Here is an 18938-nt window from a genome sequence, read left to right on the forward strand (position 1 = left end):
AGGTCTATTCCGCCGCGATCTGTTTCTTCGATGTCAGCATCGGCTTGAGATAGTGACCGGTATGGGATGCCGCCACCTCGGCCACCTGTTCCGGTGTGCCAGTTGCAACGATCTGTCCGCCGCCATCACCGCCTTCGGGACCAATGTCGATCAGCCAGTCTGCGGTCTTGATCACATCGAGATTGTGTTCGATCACGATCACTGAATTGCCCTGCTCCACAAGTTCATGCAAAACTTCAAGAAGTTTGCGTACATCTTCGAAATGTAAGCCAGTTGTTGGTTCGTCCAGAATGTAAAGCGTCCGGCCCGTGGACCGTTTGGCCAGTTCTTTTGACAGCTTCACACGCTGCGCTTCACCTCCGGACAGCGTGGTCGCCTGCTGCCCCACCTTGATATAGCCAAGCCCCACGCGTACCAGCGCATCCATCTTTTCGCGAATGCTCGGGACAGCCTTGAAAAACTCCTGTGCATCTTCAACCGTCATATCAAGAACGTCGGCTATGCTCTTGCCTTTGAACTTGATTTCCAAAGTTTCGCGGTTGTAGCGCGCGCCTTTGCAGGTCTCGCAGGTGACATAGACATCGGGCAGGAAGTGCATTTCGATCTTGATGACACCGTCGCCCTGGCACGCTTCGCAGCGCCCTCCCTTGACGTTGAAGCTGAACCGCCCCGGTTTGTACCCGCGCGCCTTGGCTTCGGGCAGACCGGCGAACCAGTCGCGGATCGGAGTGAACGCGCCGGTATAGGTGGCGGGGTTGGATCGCGGCGTCCGGCCAATGGGACGCTGGTCAATATCAATAACCTTATCAAGGTGTTCCAGACCTTTGATCGTCTCACAGGGTGCAGGCGTCTGACGTGCCCCGTTGAGGCGCATTGAGGCGGTCTTGAACAGGGTTTCGATGGTCAGCGTGGATTTGCCGCCGCCCGAGACACCGGTCACACAGATGAATTTCCCCAACGGGAACTCTGCCGTGACGTTCTGCAAGTTGTTGCCAGAGGCTTTGACCACCTTGATCGACTTGCCCTTCTTGCCCTTGCGCCGTTCTGTCGGCACCGCAATTTCGCGCGCGCCACTCAGGTATTGGCCGGTCAGGGACGCGGGATCGTCCGCCACCTCTTGCGGCGTGCCCTTCGCCACCACTTGCCCGCCATGCACACCGGCGCCCGGACCGATGTCGAAGACGTAATCGGCCTCGCGGATCGCCTCTTCGTCATGTTCGACCACGATCACCGTATTGCCTTGATCGCGCAGGGATTTCAGTGTTCCGAGCAGGCGGTCATTGTCCCGCTGGTGCAGGCCGATGGACGGCTCGTCCAGCACATAAAGCACACCGGTCAAGCCAGAACCGATCTGGCTCGCAAGCCTGATCCGCTGGCTTTCACCACCTGACAATGTGCCCGCGTTGCGCGACAGCGTCAGGTATTCGAGACCGACATTGTTCAGGAAGCCCAGGCGTTCGCGGATTTCCTTGAGGATGGCTTTGGCGATCTCGTTCTTCTGGTTGGTCAGGTGTTCCGGCACCGTGTTGCACCAGTCAAACGCCTCTTTGATGGACATTTGAACAACTTGCCCCACATGCAGAAGCTGGTCTTGCCCACCTGTCGCGGGACCGATCTTGACCGCAAGCGCCTCTTCTCGCAGGCGATAGCCGCCGCAGGTGCCGCAGGAGCGGTTGTTCTGAAAGCGTTCGAATTCTTCGCGAATCCAGTTGCTGTCGGTTTCGCGGTAGCGGCGTTCCATGTTCGGAATCACACCTTCAAAAGTGCGCGTGACCTGATACACACGACCACCCTCGTCATAGCGGAACGGCACTTCTTCGTCGCCAGAGCCGTACAGGAAGACCTGCTGCACATGGGCATCAAGGTCTTTCCAGCGGGCGTTCTTGTCGAACTCGTAATGTTTGGCGATGGCTTCGATGGTTTGCAGGAAATACGGCGATTTGCCTTTGCGCCAAGGGGCTAATGCGCCATCGCTGATCTTGAGCGTGGTGTCGGGCACAACGAGGTTGGGATCAAAGAACAGCTCGACCCCAAGACCATCGCAATCCGGGCAAGCCCCAAACGGAGCGTTGAACGAGAACAGGCGCGGTTCAATTTCGGAAATGGTGAAGCCGCTGACGGGACAGGCGAATTTTTCCGAAAACGTGTGCCGCTCCGGTTCGCCCTCGCTGGGCGCGGTTTCAAGGATCGCGATGCCATCCGCCAGATCAAGCGCGGTGCGGAAACTGTCGGCAAGCCGGGTCTCCAGCCCGTCTTTCACCACAAGCCGGTCCACCACCACGTCGACGTCATGGCGGAATTTCTTGTCGAGCGTTGGCGGCTCGTCGAGTTCGTAAAACTGCCCGTCCACTTTGACCCGCTGAAAGCCCTGCTTGCGCAACTCAAGGAATTCCTTGCGGTATTCACCTTTGCGGTCGCGCACGATGGGGGCCAGAAGATACGCGCGCGTGCCCTCGTCCATCGCCATGACACGGTCGACCATGTCCTGCACCTGCTGCGCCTCGATGGGAAGGCCGGTGGCGGGGCTGTAGGGTGTGCCGACGCGCGCGAAAAGAAGGCGCATGTAGTCGTAAATCTCGGTCACGGTGCCGACGGTCGAACGCGGGTTCTTGGATGTGGTCTTCTGTTCGATGGAAATCGCCGGGGACAGACCAGAGATGTGGTCCACATCCGGCTTCTCCATCATGTCGAGGAACTGCCGCGCATAGGCCGACAGGGATTCGACGTAACGGCGCTGTCCCTCGGCGTAGATCGTATCAAAGGCCAACGACGACTTGCCCGACCCCGACAGGCCGGTGATCACCACAAGCTGGTCGCGCGGAATGTCCACGTCGATATTCTTGAGGTTATGCTCGCGCGCGCCGCGCACCTCGATGTTCTTCAGCTCGGCCATGTGGTCCCCCGATATGGTTGATTAACACATAGTAGAGACTTTGCGTTTCGCCAATGGAAAAACGAGAACAAAAATGGAACACCACAGTTCATCCACAGGAAACGACAACGGCCCCGGAACATGTCCGGGGCCGTCATACGGGATTCACGATAGGTCAGCGATACAGCAGCGATGTTCCGTTGTGGAACACATGAACCTTGTCAGGCGAGGCGCCCAATTTCACAACATTGCCGCGCAGGCTTGCGTGAATACCGGGCAGCTTGCCGATCACTGCATCCGCCTTGCCGTGCTTTTCGAAGTAAAGCAGCGTCACTTCTCCCAGGGCCTCGGTGATGTTCACCTGGCCTTCGAAGATGTAATCGCCATCGGTTTCAAGGAAATCTTCGGGACGGACCCCGACATTGACCTTGAGCCCCATATCCGCGTCGGTGGTCGGTTAATCCGACACCGCGGTGCCGCCGCCTTCCATCTTGATCGTGGTCTGCTGACCGGTTCCGGTGATTTCCCCCGGCAACAGGTTCATTGACGGAGACCCGATGAACTGCGCCACAAATTCGCTGTTGGGCCGTTCGTACAGATCAAGCGGCGCACCGACCTGCGCGATCCCCTTGTTGGCCAGAACCACAATCCGGGTGGCCAGCGTCATCGCTTCGACCTGGTCGTGGGTGACATAGATCATCGTGCTTTCGGGCATCTGTTCCTTGAGCTGCGCAATCTCGATCCGGGTCGCAACGCGCAGCGCCGCGTCGAGGTTGGAAAGCGGTTCGTCGAACAGATACACCTTGGGGTCGCGCACAATCGACCGGCCAATCGCCACGCGCTGCCGCTGGCCACCGGACAAGGCCTTGGGCAAACGGTCAAGATATTCGTCGAGTTGCAGCATCTTGGCGGCGCGGTTGACGGCCTCATCAATCTCGGATTGCGGCTTCTTGGCGATCTTGAGCGCGAACTGCATGTTTTCGCGCACCGTCATGTGCGGGTAAAGCGCGTAGGACTGGAACACCATGGCAATCCCACGCATCGCGGGGGGCATGTCGTTGACTTTTTGCCCGTCGATTTCCAGCGTGCCTCCGGTGATCTTTTCCAGCCCGGCAATCATCCGCAACAGCGTGGACTTGCCACAGCCGGAAGGCCCGACAAAGACGATCAATTCGCCTTGTTTGATGTCGAGGTTGATGTTGTTGAGCACGTTGACCGCGCCGGCATAGGTTTTTTCGACATTCGTCAGCTTCAAATTGGCCATGTCTATCCCTCCCTTATCCTGTTCTTTCAGGATGTCATTTTAAGCGCGAGGCAGGGTTGCCACGGGCCAAGATGCAATTTGCCGTCTGCTTGTGGTCCGGCGCTCCCCAGTTCCAGACCGATCTGCGCCCAGTTGCCCTTGGGCATTGCCATGGTCGCGGGTTGGTCGCTCAGGTTGAAGGCGCAGAAGATCGTTGCGCCGTCGTGACTGCGGGTGAAATGCACGATGGAGCCGTTGCTTTTGACACCGTCATGATCCCCCTTGGCCAAGGCAGGCTGCGCATGGCGGAACGCGATGGCGCGACGGTAGTGGTGCAGGATCGCCGCCGGGTCGTCTTCCTGATGGGCAACAGTGCGGTGCAGGTGTTCGTGGCTGACCGGCAACCACGGCTGACCGGTGGTGAAATCACCGTTCTGGTTCGACGCTTCCCAAACCATTGGCGTGCGGCAGCCATCGCGGCCTTTGAATTCTGGCCAGAATTCGATGCCGTAGGGGTCTTGCAGGTCTTCAAAGGCGACATCGGCCTCGGTCAGACCAAGCTCTTCGCCCTGATACAGACACACCGACCCGCGCAGGCACATCATCAACGTGGCGAACAGCCGTTGCGCCGCCAGTGACAGGTTCCAGCGGCTGGCATGGCGCATGACATCGTGGTTGGAGAACGCCCAGCAGGCCCAGCCATCCGACGCCACATCGTCCACCTGGGTCAGCACTTCGACAAACCGGTCAGCCGTCGGTTCGACACCGGACAGGAATTCAAAGGCGTAACACATGTGAATGCGGTTTTCGCCCTTCGTGTATTCACCCATGATTTCAAGGCCGCGCTGCGCGTCGCCAACCTCACCGACAGATGTCGTGCCGTTGTATTCATCCAGCAATGCGCGGAACCGTTCAAGGAACGCGAGGTTCTCGGGCTGGTTCTTGGAATAGAGGTGTTCCTGATGGTTATACGGGTTCACCGAGGGCGCGATATTGGCGTTGCGCTTGTCCTTGGGCAGGCCCGGATTGCTGCGCAACTTCTTGTCGTGGAAATAGAAGTTGATCGTGTCCAGACGGAACCCGTCCACACCCCGATCCAGCCAGAACCGGGTCACATCCAGAAGCGCCTGCTGGACATCCGGGTTGTGGAAGTTCAGATCCGGCTGCGAGGTCAGGAAGTTGTGCATGTAATACTGTTCGCGCCGCGCGTCCCACTGCCAGGCTGAGCCGCCGAAAATCGACAGCCAGTTGTTGGGGGGTGTGCCGTCTTCCTTGGGGTCGGACCAGACATACCAGTCCGCCTTCGGGTTGGTGCGATCAGCGCGGCTTTCCATGAACCACGGATGAACGTCCGACGTGTGCGACAGCACAAGGTCGATCATCACACGGATGCCCAGCCGGTGCGCAGTTTGCACCAGCACGTCGAAATCCGCCAAGGAGCCGAACATCGGATCGACGTCGCAATAATCGCTGACGTCATAGCCAAAATCCTTCATCGGTGAGGTGAAGAACGGGCTGATCCAGATCGCATCGACGCCCAAAGACGCCACATAGGGAAGACGGTGCGCGATCCCCAGAAGATCACCGATCCCGTCGCCATTGCTGTCCTGAAAGCTGCGCGGGTAGATCTGGTAGATCACCGCACCACGCCACCAGTCATTGTCTACAGCTGGGGTTTCAGCGGCCAGAGTGTTTGCCACGGTCAGTATCCTGTTTTCTTGCATCAACCATCGCCAATGCGGTTTTCAGTTTGGCCCCGCCACAGGCGGGACACATTATTTCACAGAGCCGGCAAGCAGGCCGCGCACGAGGTATTTCTGCATCGCGAAAAACACCAGAAGCGGCACCGCGATGGATACGAAAGCTGCGGTGGCGAGGATTTCCCAGTTGCCGCCGCGTGTACCCAGAAGCTCGACGATCTGGTTGGTCATCACCGTGGTCTGCCCGGTCGCGTCGATCAGGAACACTTTGGCCACCAGCAGGTCGTTCCACGTCCAGAGGAATTGGAAGATCGCAAAGCTGGCCAGCGCCGGGAACGACAGCGGCAGGATGATCTTGACGAAGATCTGGAACTCGGTCGCGCCGTCGACACGGGCATTCTCGATGATGTCCCGTGGCAGGCCGACCATGTAATTGCGTAAGAGATAGATCGCCAGGGGGAGCCCGAACCCGGTATGGGCCAGCCAGGTGCCCAGATACCCCTTTCCAATGCCGATCCCCAGATGCAGTTTCAATAGCGGGATCAGCGCCAGTTGCAGCGGCACCACCAGCAGCCCGACGATAATCGCAATCAAAAGCGCCCTGCCCGCGAAATCCATCCATGCCAGCGCGTAGGCCGCAAAGGCTGCCACAACGATGGGAATGATGGTCGCCGGAACGGTGACGGTCAGCGTGTTGAAGAACGCCTTGGCCATGCTGTCGGTCGCGTTGCCCGAGAACAGAACCTGCTGGTAGTTCTCAAGCGTGAAATCCGGCGGCAATTCGGCGATCACAAAAATCCGCTGTCCCCGGCTGCCTTCCATTTCGACCGGGCTTTCGAGCCGGTAATCGCCATTGGCCTGCACCGTGATCTGTTCGCCGTCACCCAGTTCTGCGGTTTCGCCCGGCGTGTACGCCCCGATATCGCGTGAAGACGTGCCCCATGCGGACATGTCGATCTCGTCCGACAGGTCTTCACCGGTGAAAAGGTTGCCCTCGATCACATAGACGCCGTCCACCAGCACCTGGTCATCGGGGTCCGCGGTGCGCAGCGTGAGGCTTTGTTCGGTCGGGAACAGCGCCTTCCACCAGCCCGACGTGGCGATCTGGTCCGCCGTGCGAAAGGACGACACGAACAGCCCCACGGTCGGGAACAGCCAAAGCGCCACCAGCAGCGCCACCGAGATATGAACCGCCCAGGTGAGGGAGGATTTGGTTCCAGCGATATTGTCCATCGTCTCTGTCTCCCTCAGCGCATTTCTTTGCGCGCATTGCGCACGTTCCAGTAGAGGATCGGTGTCACCAGAAGCATGATCACCATCGCACTAGCCGATCCGACGCCCCAGTCACGGGCGACGAACAGCTGGTTGAACATGTAATTGGCCAGAACCTGTGTCCCCCATTGCCCGTTGGTCATGGCGAACACGATGTCGAAGATCTTGAGAACCACCAGCGTGATCGTTGTCCAGACCACCACGATGGTGCCCGCGATCTGCGGCATCTTGATCTTGAAGAAAATCTGGAACGGGTTCGCCCCGTCGACGATCGCCGCCTCGATGGTTTCTTCCGGGATACCGCGCAACGCGGCCGACAGGATCACCATGGCAAAGCCGGTCTGAATCCAGATCAGCACGATCATCAGAAGAAAGCTGTTCCAGAATGGCGTTGTCAGCCATTGCTGCGGATCACTGCCGGTCAGCCAGACATAGACCGCGTTCAGAATGCCGATCTGCTCAGATCCCGGAGGGCGGGCATCGTAGACCAGTTTCCAGATCACGGCGGCACCCACAAAGGAAATCGCCATCGGCATGAAGATCAGTGACTTGGCGATGTTGCCCCATCCGATCCGGTCGGTGAGCTGCGCCGCCAGAAGGCCAAAGGCGGTCGACATGGCAGGCACGACGATCAGCCAGAACATGTTGTTGATCAGCGCCTCCCAGAATTTCGGGTCAGCGGACATCTGGACGTAATTGGCAAGGCCGACAAAGTTGTAAACCGTTGTTCCGTCGGACAGCGTCTGTCGTTCTGTCAGCGACAGGCGGATCGTTTCAACGACGGGATAGGCAAGGTACAGCCCAAGCGCGAGGATCGCAGGCAGCAGGAACAGCCACGGACGCACGAGGTTGGCGCGATTGATGTTCTTGCCCGCATTTGGCCCTTTGGCCGGGAACAACACCTTGTCGAGAAACTGGTTCGAGAAGTAAAAGTAACTCAGACATCCGCCGACGCCGATGGCGATGGTCAGAAGACCTTGAAATGCGGGATTCATGCTGTCCCTCCCAGAATGTTAGCTGGCCCAAATGTTTGCGGGTCCAGTGTGTGCCACCGGTCGTCCCTTATACGGAGTCTTGGCTTTGCAGCTTTGTGGGTATGGACTGCGCGATCACCCGCGCAGCCCTGCATTCTTGCAAAGGGTGCTTACTTCAAAGCCTCCCAGCTGTCCTGGATTTCACCGGCAACCGCGCTTGCATCCTTGCCGCCGGCATAATCGACCATCCCGGTCCAGAAGGTGCCAGCACCCACGCCACCCGGCATGAGGTCAGAAGCATCAAAGCGGAAGGTGGTGGCGTCCAGCAGGATCTGGTTCATGTTCGCTGCCGCCTCGGTCGAGAATTTCGACAGGTCCACACCTGTGTGCGGCGTCAGGAAGCCGCCATTGGCCATCCAGATCTCGTGTGCCTCGGGTGTTTGAAGATACGCAATCAGGTCATGCGCCGCTTCGTTTTCGTTGGTGATGGCCCAAAGTGTCCCCGCACCCAATACAGGTGCGCCAAGGTCCTTGCTCTCATAGGCCGGAAAGTAGAAGAAATCCGCATCTGCGCCAACTTCTGTGCCTTCGGGGAAGAAGGCCGGGATGAACGACGCCTGACGGTGCATGTAGCATTGCGGCGGTGCCACAAAGAGACCCTTGGGGCTGTCGCGGAAATCGGTCGAGGCAACAGCACCGGCGCCACCGGCGACGTAATCGTCATTGCGGGCAAAGGCGCCGAATTCCTCGATCGCGCCGACAACACGCGGGTCGTCGAACGGGATTTCATTGGACACCCACTGGTCATAGACTTCGGGTGGCTGCGTGCGCAGCATCATGTCCTCGACCCAGTCGGTCGCGGGCCAGCCGGTTGCACCACCGGACCCCAGACCGATGCACCACGGCGTTTCCCCATCGGCAACCATCTGTTCGCTCAGCGCCTTGAGTTCTTCCATGGTCTCGGGAACTTCGTAGCCTGCGTCCTCGAAGTTTTCGGGCGAATACCAGACAAGCGACTTCACATCGACCTTGTAAAAGAAGCCGTAGAGGTCCTCTTCACCATCCGGACCGGCATATGTACCCAGATCAACCCAGGACTGACCGGCGGCGTAGTTTTCGGAAACCCAGTCGGACGTGCCGTCACGCAGTGGCGTCAGGAACCCGCGGCCAGCCATGTCCGAGGCCAGACCCGGCTGCGGAAACACCGCGACATTCGGCGCAGAACCCGCTTCGGCATCGACGACGATCTGCTGTTCAAAGCTGTCGGAGCCGACATAGCTGACATTATGGCCCGATTTTTCGGCAAAGTCGGACAGAACCTGTTCCACCAACGCCTGGTCCGGGCCCAGCCATGGACCGAATACGGTGATATCTTCGGCGGCAGCAGCGCTTGCACATAGCGCAGCGATGGCCACACTCGAGGTGAGTGTCGTTTTCATGAATAACCTCCCAAGTTGCGCAATGTTAGCGCTTAACTTATCCCCCGCCTCGGAATCACCCCAAAGCGCTTTGGATGCCATAAACTCACCGATTTGAGAATTTCTGTCAATCCGGTGCAGGCGCAGAAAAGCACTGTAATATTGCTGCTTTGCAGAAACTTTGCGCGCGCAAAGGGGCTTTTAACGCGTCGAATTTTGTGTCTATCTTGATGGCGTAATTCAAAGCGCTTTGGAAACTGCTCGTGAATCTTAAACAATTGTCAGAGCATCTGAACCTGTCCCAGACCACGGTAAGCCGTGCGTTGAACGGCTATCCCGAGGTCAATGAAATCACGCGAAGTCGCGTTTTGAAGGCTGCACAGGACCTGAATTATCGTCCGAACCTGCGCGCCAAGGGGCTTGCGACCGGACGGGCGCTTGCCATCGGCCATGTGATTCCGGTGTCCAACAAACACGAGATGGTGAACCCGGTTTTCGGGGATTTCATCGCCGGGGCTGGCGAAAGCTATGCGCGGGCGGGCTATGACATGATGCTCAAGCTGGTGCGCGATCAGGAAGAGACCCGCGCCTATCAGGATATTCGCGCGCGCGGAACCGTGGACGGAATCATCGTACACGGCCCTGTCATCAACGATGTGCGCATTTCCCTGCTGACGCGGATCGGATTGCCTTTTGTGGTGCATGGCCGCTCGACGGATGTGAACCTGCCCTATTCGTGGATCGACGTGAACAACCGGGGGGCGTTCGAACGTGGCACCCAATTCCTGATCGAACTGGGACATCGCCGGATTGCCCTTCTCAACGGGTTGGAACACATGGATTTTGCGTTCCGCCGCCGCAAAGGGTATGAAACCGCCCTGCGCAACAACGGCCTGTCCATCGACGCCTCCCTGATGCGCAGCGAGGAAATGACAGAGATTTATGGCTACCGCGCCGCGAAAGAAATGCTTGCCCGCAGCACCGTGCCAACGGCATTTGTCTGCTCGTCCATCATCACGGCAATCGGTGTTCGCCGGGCGGTTCAGGATGCGGGCCTTGTCCTTGCGCGGGACGTGTCGATCCTCACCCATGACGACGCGTTGAGTTATCTCGAGAACGGGGATGATGTCCCCATTTTCACCGCTTTGCGTTCGTCCGTGCGCTACGCAGGCCGCGAGGCGGCCGAGATGTTGTTGTCGCTGATTGCAGCGCCCAAGAACGCCGCCAAAACACGTCTTCTCGAAGCGGATTTGATCATCGGTCGGTCCACCGGACCGGCTTCAACCTGAAGGAACCAGCATGCTGACGTTCAAACGGCAGGATTTCCCTGACGATTTTCTTTTTGGCACCGCCACATCCAGCTACCAGATCGAAGGCCATGCCTTTGGCGGCGCGGGAAAAACCCATTGGGACACGTTCGCGGCCACCCCCGGCAACGTGGTGCGCGCCGAAAACGGTGACCGGGCCTGTGACCACTATCACCGCTTCGAGGCGGATCTGGACCTCGTCAAGGCAGCCGGTCTGGACGCCTATCGCTTTTCCACAAGCTGGGCGCGGGTGCTGCCCGAGGGACGCGGCACGCCCAATGCCGAGGGGCTGGATTTCTACGACCGGCTGACCGACGCGATGCTGGAGCGTGGGCTGAAACCCTGCGCCACGCTTTATCACTGGGAACTGCCCGTCGCGTTGGCCGATCTGGGCGGCTGGCGCAATCCGGACATGCCCAAGTGGTTCGGAGACTTCACCGAGGTGATCATGGACCGGATCGGGGATCGCATGTACTCGGTCGCGCCGATCAACGAACCGTGGTGTGTCGGCTGGCTGTCGCATTTCCTTGGCCACCACGCGCCGGGCTTGCGCGACATCCGCGCCACCGCGCATGCCATGCACCATGTGCTCAAGGCGCACGGAACCGCCATCCAGACGATGCGCGGGTTGGGCATGAAAAACCTTGGCGGCGTGTTCAACATGGAATGGGCGACACCGGTTGATGACAGCGACGCGGCGCAGAAGGCCGCGGCGCTTTATGACGGGTATTACAATCACTTCTTCATGTCGGGCGTGTTCAAGGGCACCTACCCCGCCAACGTGATGGAGGGATTGGAGCCGCATATGCCCAAGGGCTGGCAGAACGATTTCGACGTGATCCAGGCCCCGCTCGACTGGTGCGGGATCAACTATTACACGCGCAAGATCATCGCGCCGAATGACGGCCCCTGGCCCAGCCATCACGAGGTTGAAGGCCCGCTGCCCAAGACCTTCATGGATTGGGAAATCTACCCAGACGGGCTTTACAATTTCCTGACCCGCACTGCGCGCGATTATACCGGCGATCTGCCGCTTTATGTGACCGAGAACGGCATGGCGGCCCCCGATGTGATCGAAAACGGTACGGTGGAAGATCCGCACCGCATCGACTACCTGAACCAACACGTCGCTGCTGTGAAACGAGCAATGGATGATGGCGCGCCGGTGAAGGGCTATTTCATCTGGTCGCTGATGGACAATTACGAATGGGCGCTTGGCTACGAGAAGCGCTTTGGCCTTGTGCATGTGGATTTCGACACACTGGACCGCACGCCCAAATCCTCCTATCACGCGCTCACATCCGCGCTGACCGGGACCTGACATGACCAACTCCACCACCCTGACCGCATTGGTCGCCGATCTTGGCGGCACCAACACCCGCGTCGCGCTGACGGATGGCGCCTATGTGCGCACGAACACCATCAAACGCTTTCGAAATGCGGATCATGCCGATCTCTACTCGGTTCTGCGCGCCTACATGGCGGATCAGACCGTGGTGCCGGATGCGGCCTGCGTGGCGATGGCGGGTCCGGTGCGTGACGGGGTTGGCGAACTGACCAACCTGAGCTGGACCGTGGCACGGGATGCGATCTCGGATGTGACCGGGGCCAGCACCGTCGCGGTCTTGAATGATCTTCAGGCACAAGGACATGCGCTTGATTTTCTGACAGCGGATGTCGTTCAAACCATTCTGCCGGGCCATAGGGCAAGCGATCACGCCGCACGGCTGGTGGTGGGGGTCGGCACGGGCATGAACGCCGCTGCGGTCTATCGGCTGGACGGGCGCACACTGGTGCCGCCATCCGAAGCGGGACACGTCTCTTTACCCGCCCAGAACAGCGACGAAATTCGATTGCTTGACTGGATCGCCCGCAAACACGGCACGCCGGGGTTCGAGGATGTGCTGTCGGGGCGCGGATTCGAACGAGTTTATGAATGGCTGAGTGACGAGGCAGGCGTCGACGCGCCGCTTGACGCAGGGGGCATCATGCAGGCGGTCAATGATGGCTCTAACAAGATCGCCGAAAGCGCCGCCCGCGTGTTCATCCGCATGATGGGCCGCGCGGCGGGCAATCTGGCACTGGTTCACCTGCCGTTCGGCGGGATATTCCTGTGCGGCGGTGTCGCGCGCCATTTTGCACCACATCTGGACCGGCTCGGGTTTCGCGATGCGTTCTACGACAAGGGGCGCTTTTCGGGATTCATGGAACAGTTTCCCGTGCATCTGGTCGATGACGATTACGCGGCGCTGTCGGGATCAGCGGCGCATCTGACCGAGTTGATGGGTTAGGCTTTCACCTCTCGAAACACACCCGCCGGACCAAGGGGTTTCCCGTTGATGTCAACTTCGTGCGGGTTGTGGTTGAACCAGAACCGCTCGGCTCCGGTGTCACGCAGGCGCACGCCTTTGGGAAGAACGGCAACCGCGACATCGGCGCGGGCACAGAGATCTTTTACCAAACGGTCAAATAACGCGTCATCCCCCCAACCACCGCAATAGGTGGTTGTTCCAGCGCGCAAGACAACCGGTTTGCCATCTTCGGTCGTGAACACAGGGTCAGCCCCACCTTCGAGATGTTCAAACCAATTCTTCACAACGCCGCCCTTGGCCACCGGGATCGGCATGTCCACCCGCAAGGTTTCCAGCCGCGACACCGTCACGTCAAGCTCCGGCCAATCGGGCGGAAGCGGCACCGGGATGTTGAAATCCGCATCCCGCGCGGCAGAGCGAGGGCCGATCAGAACCTCGGCACCACTTGTCGAGAGCGCCTCTTTAAGGTCGTCGGGCATGACCATCATCCCCGGCGCGGCAATAATTCGGTAGCCCGTGAAATCGCGCTGCGTCGGCGGCAGGATGTCCAGCGTCACCCCGGCCCTACGGAACGCCCGGTAAAGGTCGAAGACCAACCCGAAATAATCCATTCCCTGCCCCTGCGGCTGCACATCCCACGCCCACGCCGCGTCGTAGTCGAAGATCAGCGCGACGGGCGCCTGGGCGGGCGACACATCCGGCGCGTCGGCCAGTTCGGCGGCCACCTGTTCGCCCTCGACATAGCCGGGCGCGATCACGCTGTCGGGGCGCAAAAGGCCCGCGTGCAACTGTTCCTGCGCAAAGGGCGCTTGACGCCAGCGGAAGTAACACACCGCCTCGGCACCGTGGGCAAACGCCTCCCATGTCCAAAGGCGCACCATACCGGGCAGCGGTGCGGGGTTGCACGGCGCCCAGTTCACCGGGCCGGGTTGTTGTTCCATCACCCACCAGCGCCCCTTGCCCACCGCGCGGTAGAGGTCGTGATGAAACGCCTGGAAATCCGGGTCGCCTTGGCGTGCATAGTGCCGTTGCTCTTCGGGTGTGGCCCCGACACGGTCTTCCAAGAAGCCCAGCGGATAGCTGTCCCAAGTCGCTATCTCAAGGTCTTCTCCCACCGCGAAATGGTCGAAGTTGATCTCGCGGCCCATGTAATTGTGCGAAATCGGCGCGTCAGAATGCGCGCGGATGATGTCGACCTGAGCGCGGTTGAACGCGACCACCTGATCCGACGAAAACCGCCGGAACGCCTGCACATGGGCGGGGTTCGGTTCGGTCACGGTCAGGTTGGGCAGATCGATCTGGTCGAAATCGTCATATTCCATCGACCAGAACACATTACCCCATGCCGCGTTCAGCGCGTCGATGTCGCCATCATTCCCCTGCCCCGGATAGCGCGCGCGCAGCCAGCCGCGAAACGCCTGACGCGCGGCATTGGAGTAGGAGATGATCGTGTCGTGACAACCGTATTCGTTGTCAGTCTGCCATGCGGCGACATGCGGGTTTCGACCGTAGCGTTTGGCCACTTCGGTGACGATGCGGCGGCATTCGTCTAGATAGCCCTGGTGGCTGAAGCAGTAGTGCCGCCGCGATCCGAACCCGCGCGGGTGGCCTTGTGCATCGACGGCGAACATGTCGGCATGTTTGTCACAAACCCAGCGTGGCGGTGTCGCGGTGGGTGTACCCAGAACCACCTTGAGTCCGGCAGCGCCCAACACGTCAATCGCCTGATCCAGCCAGTCCCAACGAAAATCCCCCGGCGCGGGTTCGATCCGGGACCACGCGAATTCCCCGATGCGGACCCATGTGAGGCCAAGTGCGGCCATGCGGGCGGCGTCTTCCTCCCACATCTCGCGGAGCCAATGTTCGGGATAATAGCAGGTGCCAAGCGAGCGTTTCATAGAATGACTTGGTGTTCTTTCTGTCCGGTTGCGCCAGAGGGTGCGGTAAAGGTCATGCCGTCGTTTTCCCCAACAGGATCAAGCCCTTCTGCGGCAGTCGTGATGTAAAGTGTCGACAGATCAGGTCCGCCGAAAGCCGGGCAGCTGGCCTGCACACCCGGCACGTCGATGGCGCGCAGGAAAGCCCCGTCGGGACCGTAGCAGGCGACGCGCGACGCACCCCATTGGGCGACCCAAAGGTTTCCATCCGCGTCCACCACTGCGCCATCGGGGTTCAGACCCTCGGCGTTCAGGTCGACGAACAGGTCGGGCTTGTCATCCGGGAAGCCGTCCTCGTCCAACGCGACGCGCAGGATCTTGCGTTTGCGCGTGTCGGTGTAGAACGCGTGGCGCCGATCCGGCGCGAAGCTGATGGCGTTCGAGACGGTGATCTTGTCGAACAGCCTGGTCAGCGTGCCGTCATAGTAGCGATAGATCGCACCTGCGCCGGGTTCGGCGTTCTTGCCCATCGTGCCGATCCAGAACCCGCCCCACGGATCGGCGCGGCCATCGTTTGACCGCGTGAGCGGGTTGTCGGATTCGAGCGGATGCACAAAGGTGCTTTCACCGGTGCGCGTGTTGAACACCGACAGCGATGTTTCGCTGGCGATCAGCAGGACACCGGTGTCGACCCATCCGGCGGCCGAGACATGTTCATCGAAATCCCAGCTTTGCTCGGTTGTTCCGTCGCTGCGGTAAAGCCGTTTTCCGAGGATGTCGAACCAGTAGAGCACCTGTTCCTCGGGGTGCCAGAGCGGGCCTTCGCCAAGGGTGCAGATTGTGGAGCTGAAGATTTGGGCCATCACGATAATCCTTCATCATAGGCCGCGACGATCTCGGTCGCGCGGGCGGTGATGTCGTCCACCGTAAAGCCCGGTTTGTAAAGCGCAGATCCAATGCCAAAGCCGTCCACACCCGCCGCGAACCACTCGGCGAAATTGTCGGCACTCGCCCCACCGACGGCGTAGATCTGGGTGCCCGCAGGCAACACCGCCCTGATCGCCCTGAGACCATCTGGGCCGATCAGCGAGCCGGGAAACAGCTTCAATCCGTCCGCGCCGTTGCGCAGCGCGGTAAAGCACTCCGTGGGCGTCATCACGCCGGGATAGCTTTGCATACCCAACTGCTTGGTCGCCACGATCACGCGCGGATTACAGTCGGGTGACACCACCATGCCCGCACCGATCTGGTGCAAACGCTGCACATCGTCCGGCGTCAGGACGGTGCCCGCGCCAATCAGGGCGGACTGGCCAAAGGCATCGACCATCATCTTGATCGACGTGAAGGAATCGGGCGAATTCAGCGGCACCTCGATGGAGGTGATGCCTGCGTCGATCAGAGCTTCGGTGACGGGCAAAGCCTCAACCGGGGTGACACCGCGCAGGATGGCGATGATCTTGCGGGTCATTGCGTGGTCTCCCTCAGGCCCGCATAGGCCGCTTTCAACCCTTCGAGCGTCATGCGGTCTGCATCGGTACGTTCGACCGGCAGACCTTGGGCGCCCAGTGCATCACCATAGGCCTTGCACAGCTTGTCGTCCCCGATCAGCGCCACATGCTGGCCCAGCCAGTAGGGCCGCGCGGCGGCAAGTTCCGCGCCGATCAGAAGGCCCGATAGACGCGCGCGTGCCTGATCCGCGTGAAGATCATTCAGCAAACCTTCGGCTCGTATCGAGAAAAGCCGCGCGGCAAGGTCGGCGGGATTGGACAATCCGCTTGAGACCGCGTCCGCGAAAGCTTCGGCGTCCCAGCCATTCCCCGTCACGTTGTGGCGCAGGACCGAGTGTTGCGACAGGAGCGCGAACAATTCTCCGGTCATGAAAGTGCGGAAGCTGACGATCTCACCCGCGCTGATATGAACCCATTTGGTGTGGGTGCCCGGCAGGCAAATCACGCCGTCGAATTTGTGGTTGAGCGCAAGGAACCCCGCGATCTGGGTTTCCTCACCCCGCATCACGTCCGCCGGGCTGGTCTGCTTGACACCGGGCAGGATGTGGACGGACAGGCGCGCATCTTGGGTGGGCACAAGGATGGCGCGGTCGATCCCCGGTGCGGCGCAAGGGGTGGCGACGTATTTCGCCTCGGCCCAACCCTGCCGCGAACCGGCCATGCCGCAGACGACCACAGGGGATGTTCCGGTTCCAAGCGTGTCCCCGACAAGGTCCAGCAACGCAGGCTCGAACCCGTCCCGCGTCAGGGTGCCCATTCCGGCATCGCTCGTCTTGCGGAATTTCACCGCACCCGCACGCGACATGCCCCAGACACGCAGGTGGGACGTGCCCCAATCGACCGCAATCCAATCGGTCATGCAGCACCTATGGCGTGTCGAGGTCGGGATGGTTCGTGTTCTCCAGTCATCAGGCAGCCTTTTTCAGTCGGGCAAAATCAGGAAGCATGTCGCCATGCGCGGCCAGAAGATCGGTCACAAGGCTGCGGATCTGGCGAAGGTCCAGTTCTGCGGCTGTGTGCGGATCCATCATGGCGGCGTGGTAAACATGTTCGATGTCTTCGTCCACCAGGGCGCGGACAACAAGCTCCTGCACGTTGATCTGCGTCCGCATGAGCGCCACCAGTTGCGGTGGGATGTCATCCACGACAGTGGGTTGCACCCCCCCCGCATCGACCAGGCAAGGCACCTCGACCGCAGCCCCCATCGGCAGTTGCGGCGCCTGCCCCCGGTTCGGCAGGTTTCCGTAGATCGTGTAGGGCTGGTTGGTGACCATGGCGTTCATGATCTCGGCGGCGAATTCGTGGCTCTTGGCAACGTCGATCTTGTCAGCGGTGCGGTAAGCCCGTGCCTGATCCGCCCAGTCGGCCATCTGCTCGACGCAGCGCTTGGGGTATTCATCCAGCGGCACGTTGAACATCTCGATCAGGTCATCGCGACCGGACTTGATGAACCACGGCACATATTCCGCCAGATGTTCCGAGCTCTCGGTGCAGAAATAGCCCAGATGCTCCATCACCTCATAGCGGACGGTATTGGCACAGCGCGGCATCAGAAGTGGCGGTTTGGGCAGGCTGCCGTTCCGGTAACCGTCGCGCAGCGCCGGGTACAGCGACCGGCCCTTGTGCGTCAGGTCCAGAAAGAACGCCACATGGTTCACACCGGCGACGCGGTAGCGGATCTCGTCCTTGGGCAGGTCGAGGTCATGCGCAAGTTCCTGAACCGTGTTCTGCACGGAATGGCACAGACCCACCTGTTTAACGTGCGGAAACCGTTCCGCCAGCGCCCAGGTGTTGATCGCCATCGGGTTGACGTATTGCAGCAGCGTTGCATTCGGGCACAGCTCGACCATATCGGCGGCCACGCGCCACAGATGCGGCACGGTGCGCAAGCCGCGCATGATCCCGCCAACACCCAGCGTATCCCCGATGGTCTGGCGCAAACCATATTGCCTGGGGATCTCGAAGTCGATCACGGTCGACGGCTCATACCCGCCGATCTGGAACGCGGTCACGACAAAATCAGCGCCTGCCAATGCACGGCGCTGGTCGGTGGTGGTCTCCACCTGTGCATCCTGACCCGACGCGGCAATCAGCTTGCGCGCCACCAGCGCGGATTCCTCCAGCCGCTGGTCGTTGATATCCATCAGTGCAAACGTTGCCCCCTCCAAAGCCGGGAAGTGAAGAACGTCGCCGACGATGTTCTTCATGAAGATCGTCGATCCTGCGCCGATAAAGGCGATGCGTGTCATGGTCTTAAGTCCTTATTTCACCGCGCCCAATGTGAGGCCCGCGATAAAGTGTTTCTGCATGAGGAAGAACATCAGCACCGGCGGCAGGGCCGCGACGATGCTGCCCGCGCTCATCAGGTGATAGGCGGCGCGGTATTGCGCGTTGAAGCTGGTGATGCCAGCGGTGACGGGCTGTGCGTCCGGTCCCTGGGTCAAAACGATGGCCC

General features: G+C 60.1%; 13 protein-coding genes and 2 pseudogenes. 3 read left to right on the forward strand and 12 right to left on the reverse strand.

From position 1 onward, the window contains the following. Positions 1-4 precede the first annotated feature (4 nt). From uvrA to ACTIEN_RS19285, 6 genes and pseudogenes are all read right to left on the reverse strand, one after another. Positions 5-2893 (reverse strand): excinuclease ABC subunit UvrA, encoded by a 2889-nt coding sequence (gene uvrA, locus ACTIEN_RS19260; protein WP_439524776.1) that lies wholly within the window; start codon positions 2891-2893, stop codon positions 5-7. A gap of 154 nt (positions 2894-3047) precedes the next feature. Further along, positions 3048-4136: pseudogene (locus tag ACTIEN_RS19265) on the reverse strand (ABC transporter ATP-binding protein). Between the two features lie 26 nt (positions 4137-4162). Beyond that, complete coding sequence (bglA, locus tag ACTIEN_RS19270) at positions 4163-5815, reverse strand: beta-galactosidase BglA (protein ID WP_439524777.1); 1653 nt, start codon at positions 5813-5815, stop codon at positions 4163-4165. A gap of 75 nt (positions 5816-5890) precedes the next feature. Next, complete coding sequence (locus tag ACTIEN_RS19275; protein ID WP_439524778.1) at positions 5891-7048, reverse strand: carbohydrate ABC transporter permease; 1158 nt, start codon at positions 7046-7048, stop codon at positions 5891-5893. 14 nt (positions 7049-7062) lie between these two features. After that, positions 7063-8082, reverse strand: coding sequence for a carbohydrate ABC transporter permease (locus ACTIEN_RS19280; RefSeq protein WP_439524779.1), 1020 nt, complete (start codon positions 8080-8082; stop codon positions 7063-7065). Positions 8083-8231: 149 nt separating this feature from the next. Then, positions 8232-9500 (reverse strand): ABC transporter substrate-binding protein, encoded by a 1269-nt coding sequence (locus tag ACTIEN_RS19285; RefSeq protein WP_439524780.1) that lies wholly within the window; start codon positions 9498-9500, stop codon positions 8232-8234. 242 nt (positions 9501-9742) lie between these two features. Between ACTIEN_RS19285 and ACTIEN_RS19290 the strand changes: the two genes are divergently transcribed. Genes ACTIEN_RS19290 through ACTIEN_RS19300 form a run of 3 tightly spaced genes read left to right on the forward strand, consistent with a single transcriptional unit; the run spans position 9743 to position 13077 of the window. Continuing rightward, complete coding sequence (locus ACTIEN_RS19290; RefSeq protein ID WP_439524781.1) at positions 9743-10768, forward strand: substrate-binding domain-containing protein; 1026 nt, start codon at positions 9743-9745, stop codon at positions 10766-10768. 10 nt (positions 10769-10778) lie between these two features. Next, positions 10779-12107 carry a GH1 family beta-glucosidase gene (locus ACTIEN_RS19295; RefSeq protein WP_439524782.1) on the forward strand — a complete coding sequence of 443 codons (1329 nt, stop codon included), beginning with the start codon at positions 10779-10781 and terminating at the stop codon, positions 12105-12107. A 1-nt stretch (position 12108) separates the two neighbouring features. Further along, positions 12109-13077 (forward strand): glucokinase, encoded by a 969-nt coding sequence (locus ACTIEN_RS19300; protein WP_439524783.1) that lies wholly within the window; start codon positions 12109-12111, stop codon positions 13075-13077. Here ACTIEN_RS19300 and ACTIEN_RS19305 read toward each other — a convergent pair. From ACTIEN_RS19305 to ACTIEN_RS19330, 6 genes and pseudogenes are all read right to left on the reverse strand, one after another. Next, positions 13074-14996 (reverse strand): beta-galactosidase, encoded by a 1923-nt coding sequence (locus tag ACTIEN_RS19305; protein ID WP_439524784.1) that lies wholly within the window; start codon positions 14994-14996, stop codon positions 13074-13076. The two genes, ACTIEN_RS19300 and ACTIEN_RS19305, sit on opposite strands and share 4 nt — an antisense overlap. Continuing rightward, entirely contained in the window at positions 14993-15838 is an 846-nt protein-coding gene (locus tag ACTIEN_RS19310) for an SMP-30/gluconolactonase/LRE family protein (RefSeq protein WP_439524785.1), read from the reverse strand. Before ACTIEN_RS19310 ends, ACTIEN_RS19305 begins: the two co-directional genes overlap by 4 nt. Further along, positions 15838-16443 carry a 2-dehydro-3-deoxy-6-phosphogalactonate aldolase gene (locus tag ACTIEN_RS19315; protein WP_439524786.1) on the reverse strand — a complete coding sequence of 202 codons (606 nt, stop codon included), beginning with the start codon at positions 16441-16443 and terminating at the stop codon, positions 15838-15840. Before ACTIEN_RS19315 ends, ACTIEN_RS19310 begins: the two co-directional genes overlap by 1 nt. Beyond that, complete coding sequence (locus ACTIEN_RS19320) at positions 16440-17342, reverse strand: 2-dehydro-3-deoxygalactonokinase (protein WP_439524787.1); 903 nt, start codon at positions 17340-17342, stop codon at positions 16440-16442. Before ACTIEN_RS19320 ends, ACTIEN_RS19315 begins: the two co-directional genes overlap by 4 nt. 49 nt (positions 17343-17391) lie before the next feature. Further along, positions 17392-18732, reverse strand: a complete 1341-nt coding sequence (locus ACTIEN_RS19325; RefSeq protein WP_439524788.1) for an alpha-glucosidase/alpha-galactosidase — start codon at positions 18730-18732, stop codon at positions 17392-17394. Positions 18733-18744: 12 nt separating this feature from the next. Next, a pseudogene (locus tag ACTIEN_RS19330) lies at positions 18745-18938 on the reverse strand (carbohydrate ABC transporter permease); the annotation flags it as partial.

Origin of the sequence: Marivita sp., assembly GCF_051859345.1 — a bacterium.
GTDB lineage: Bacteria > Pseudomonadota > Alphaproteobacteria > Rhodobacterales > Rhodobacteraceae > Marivita.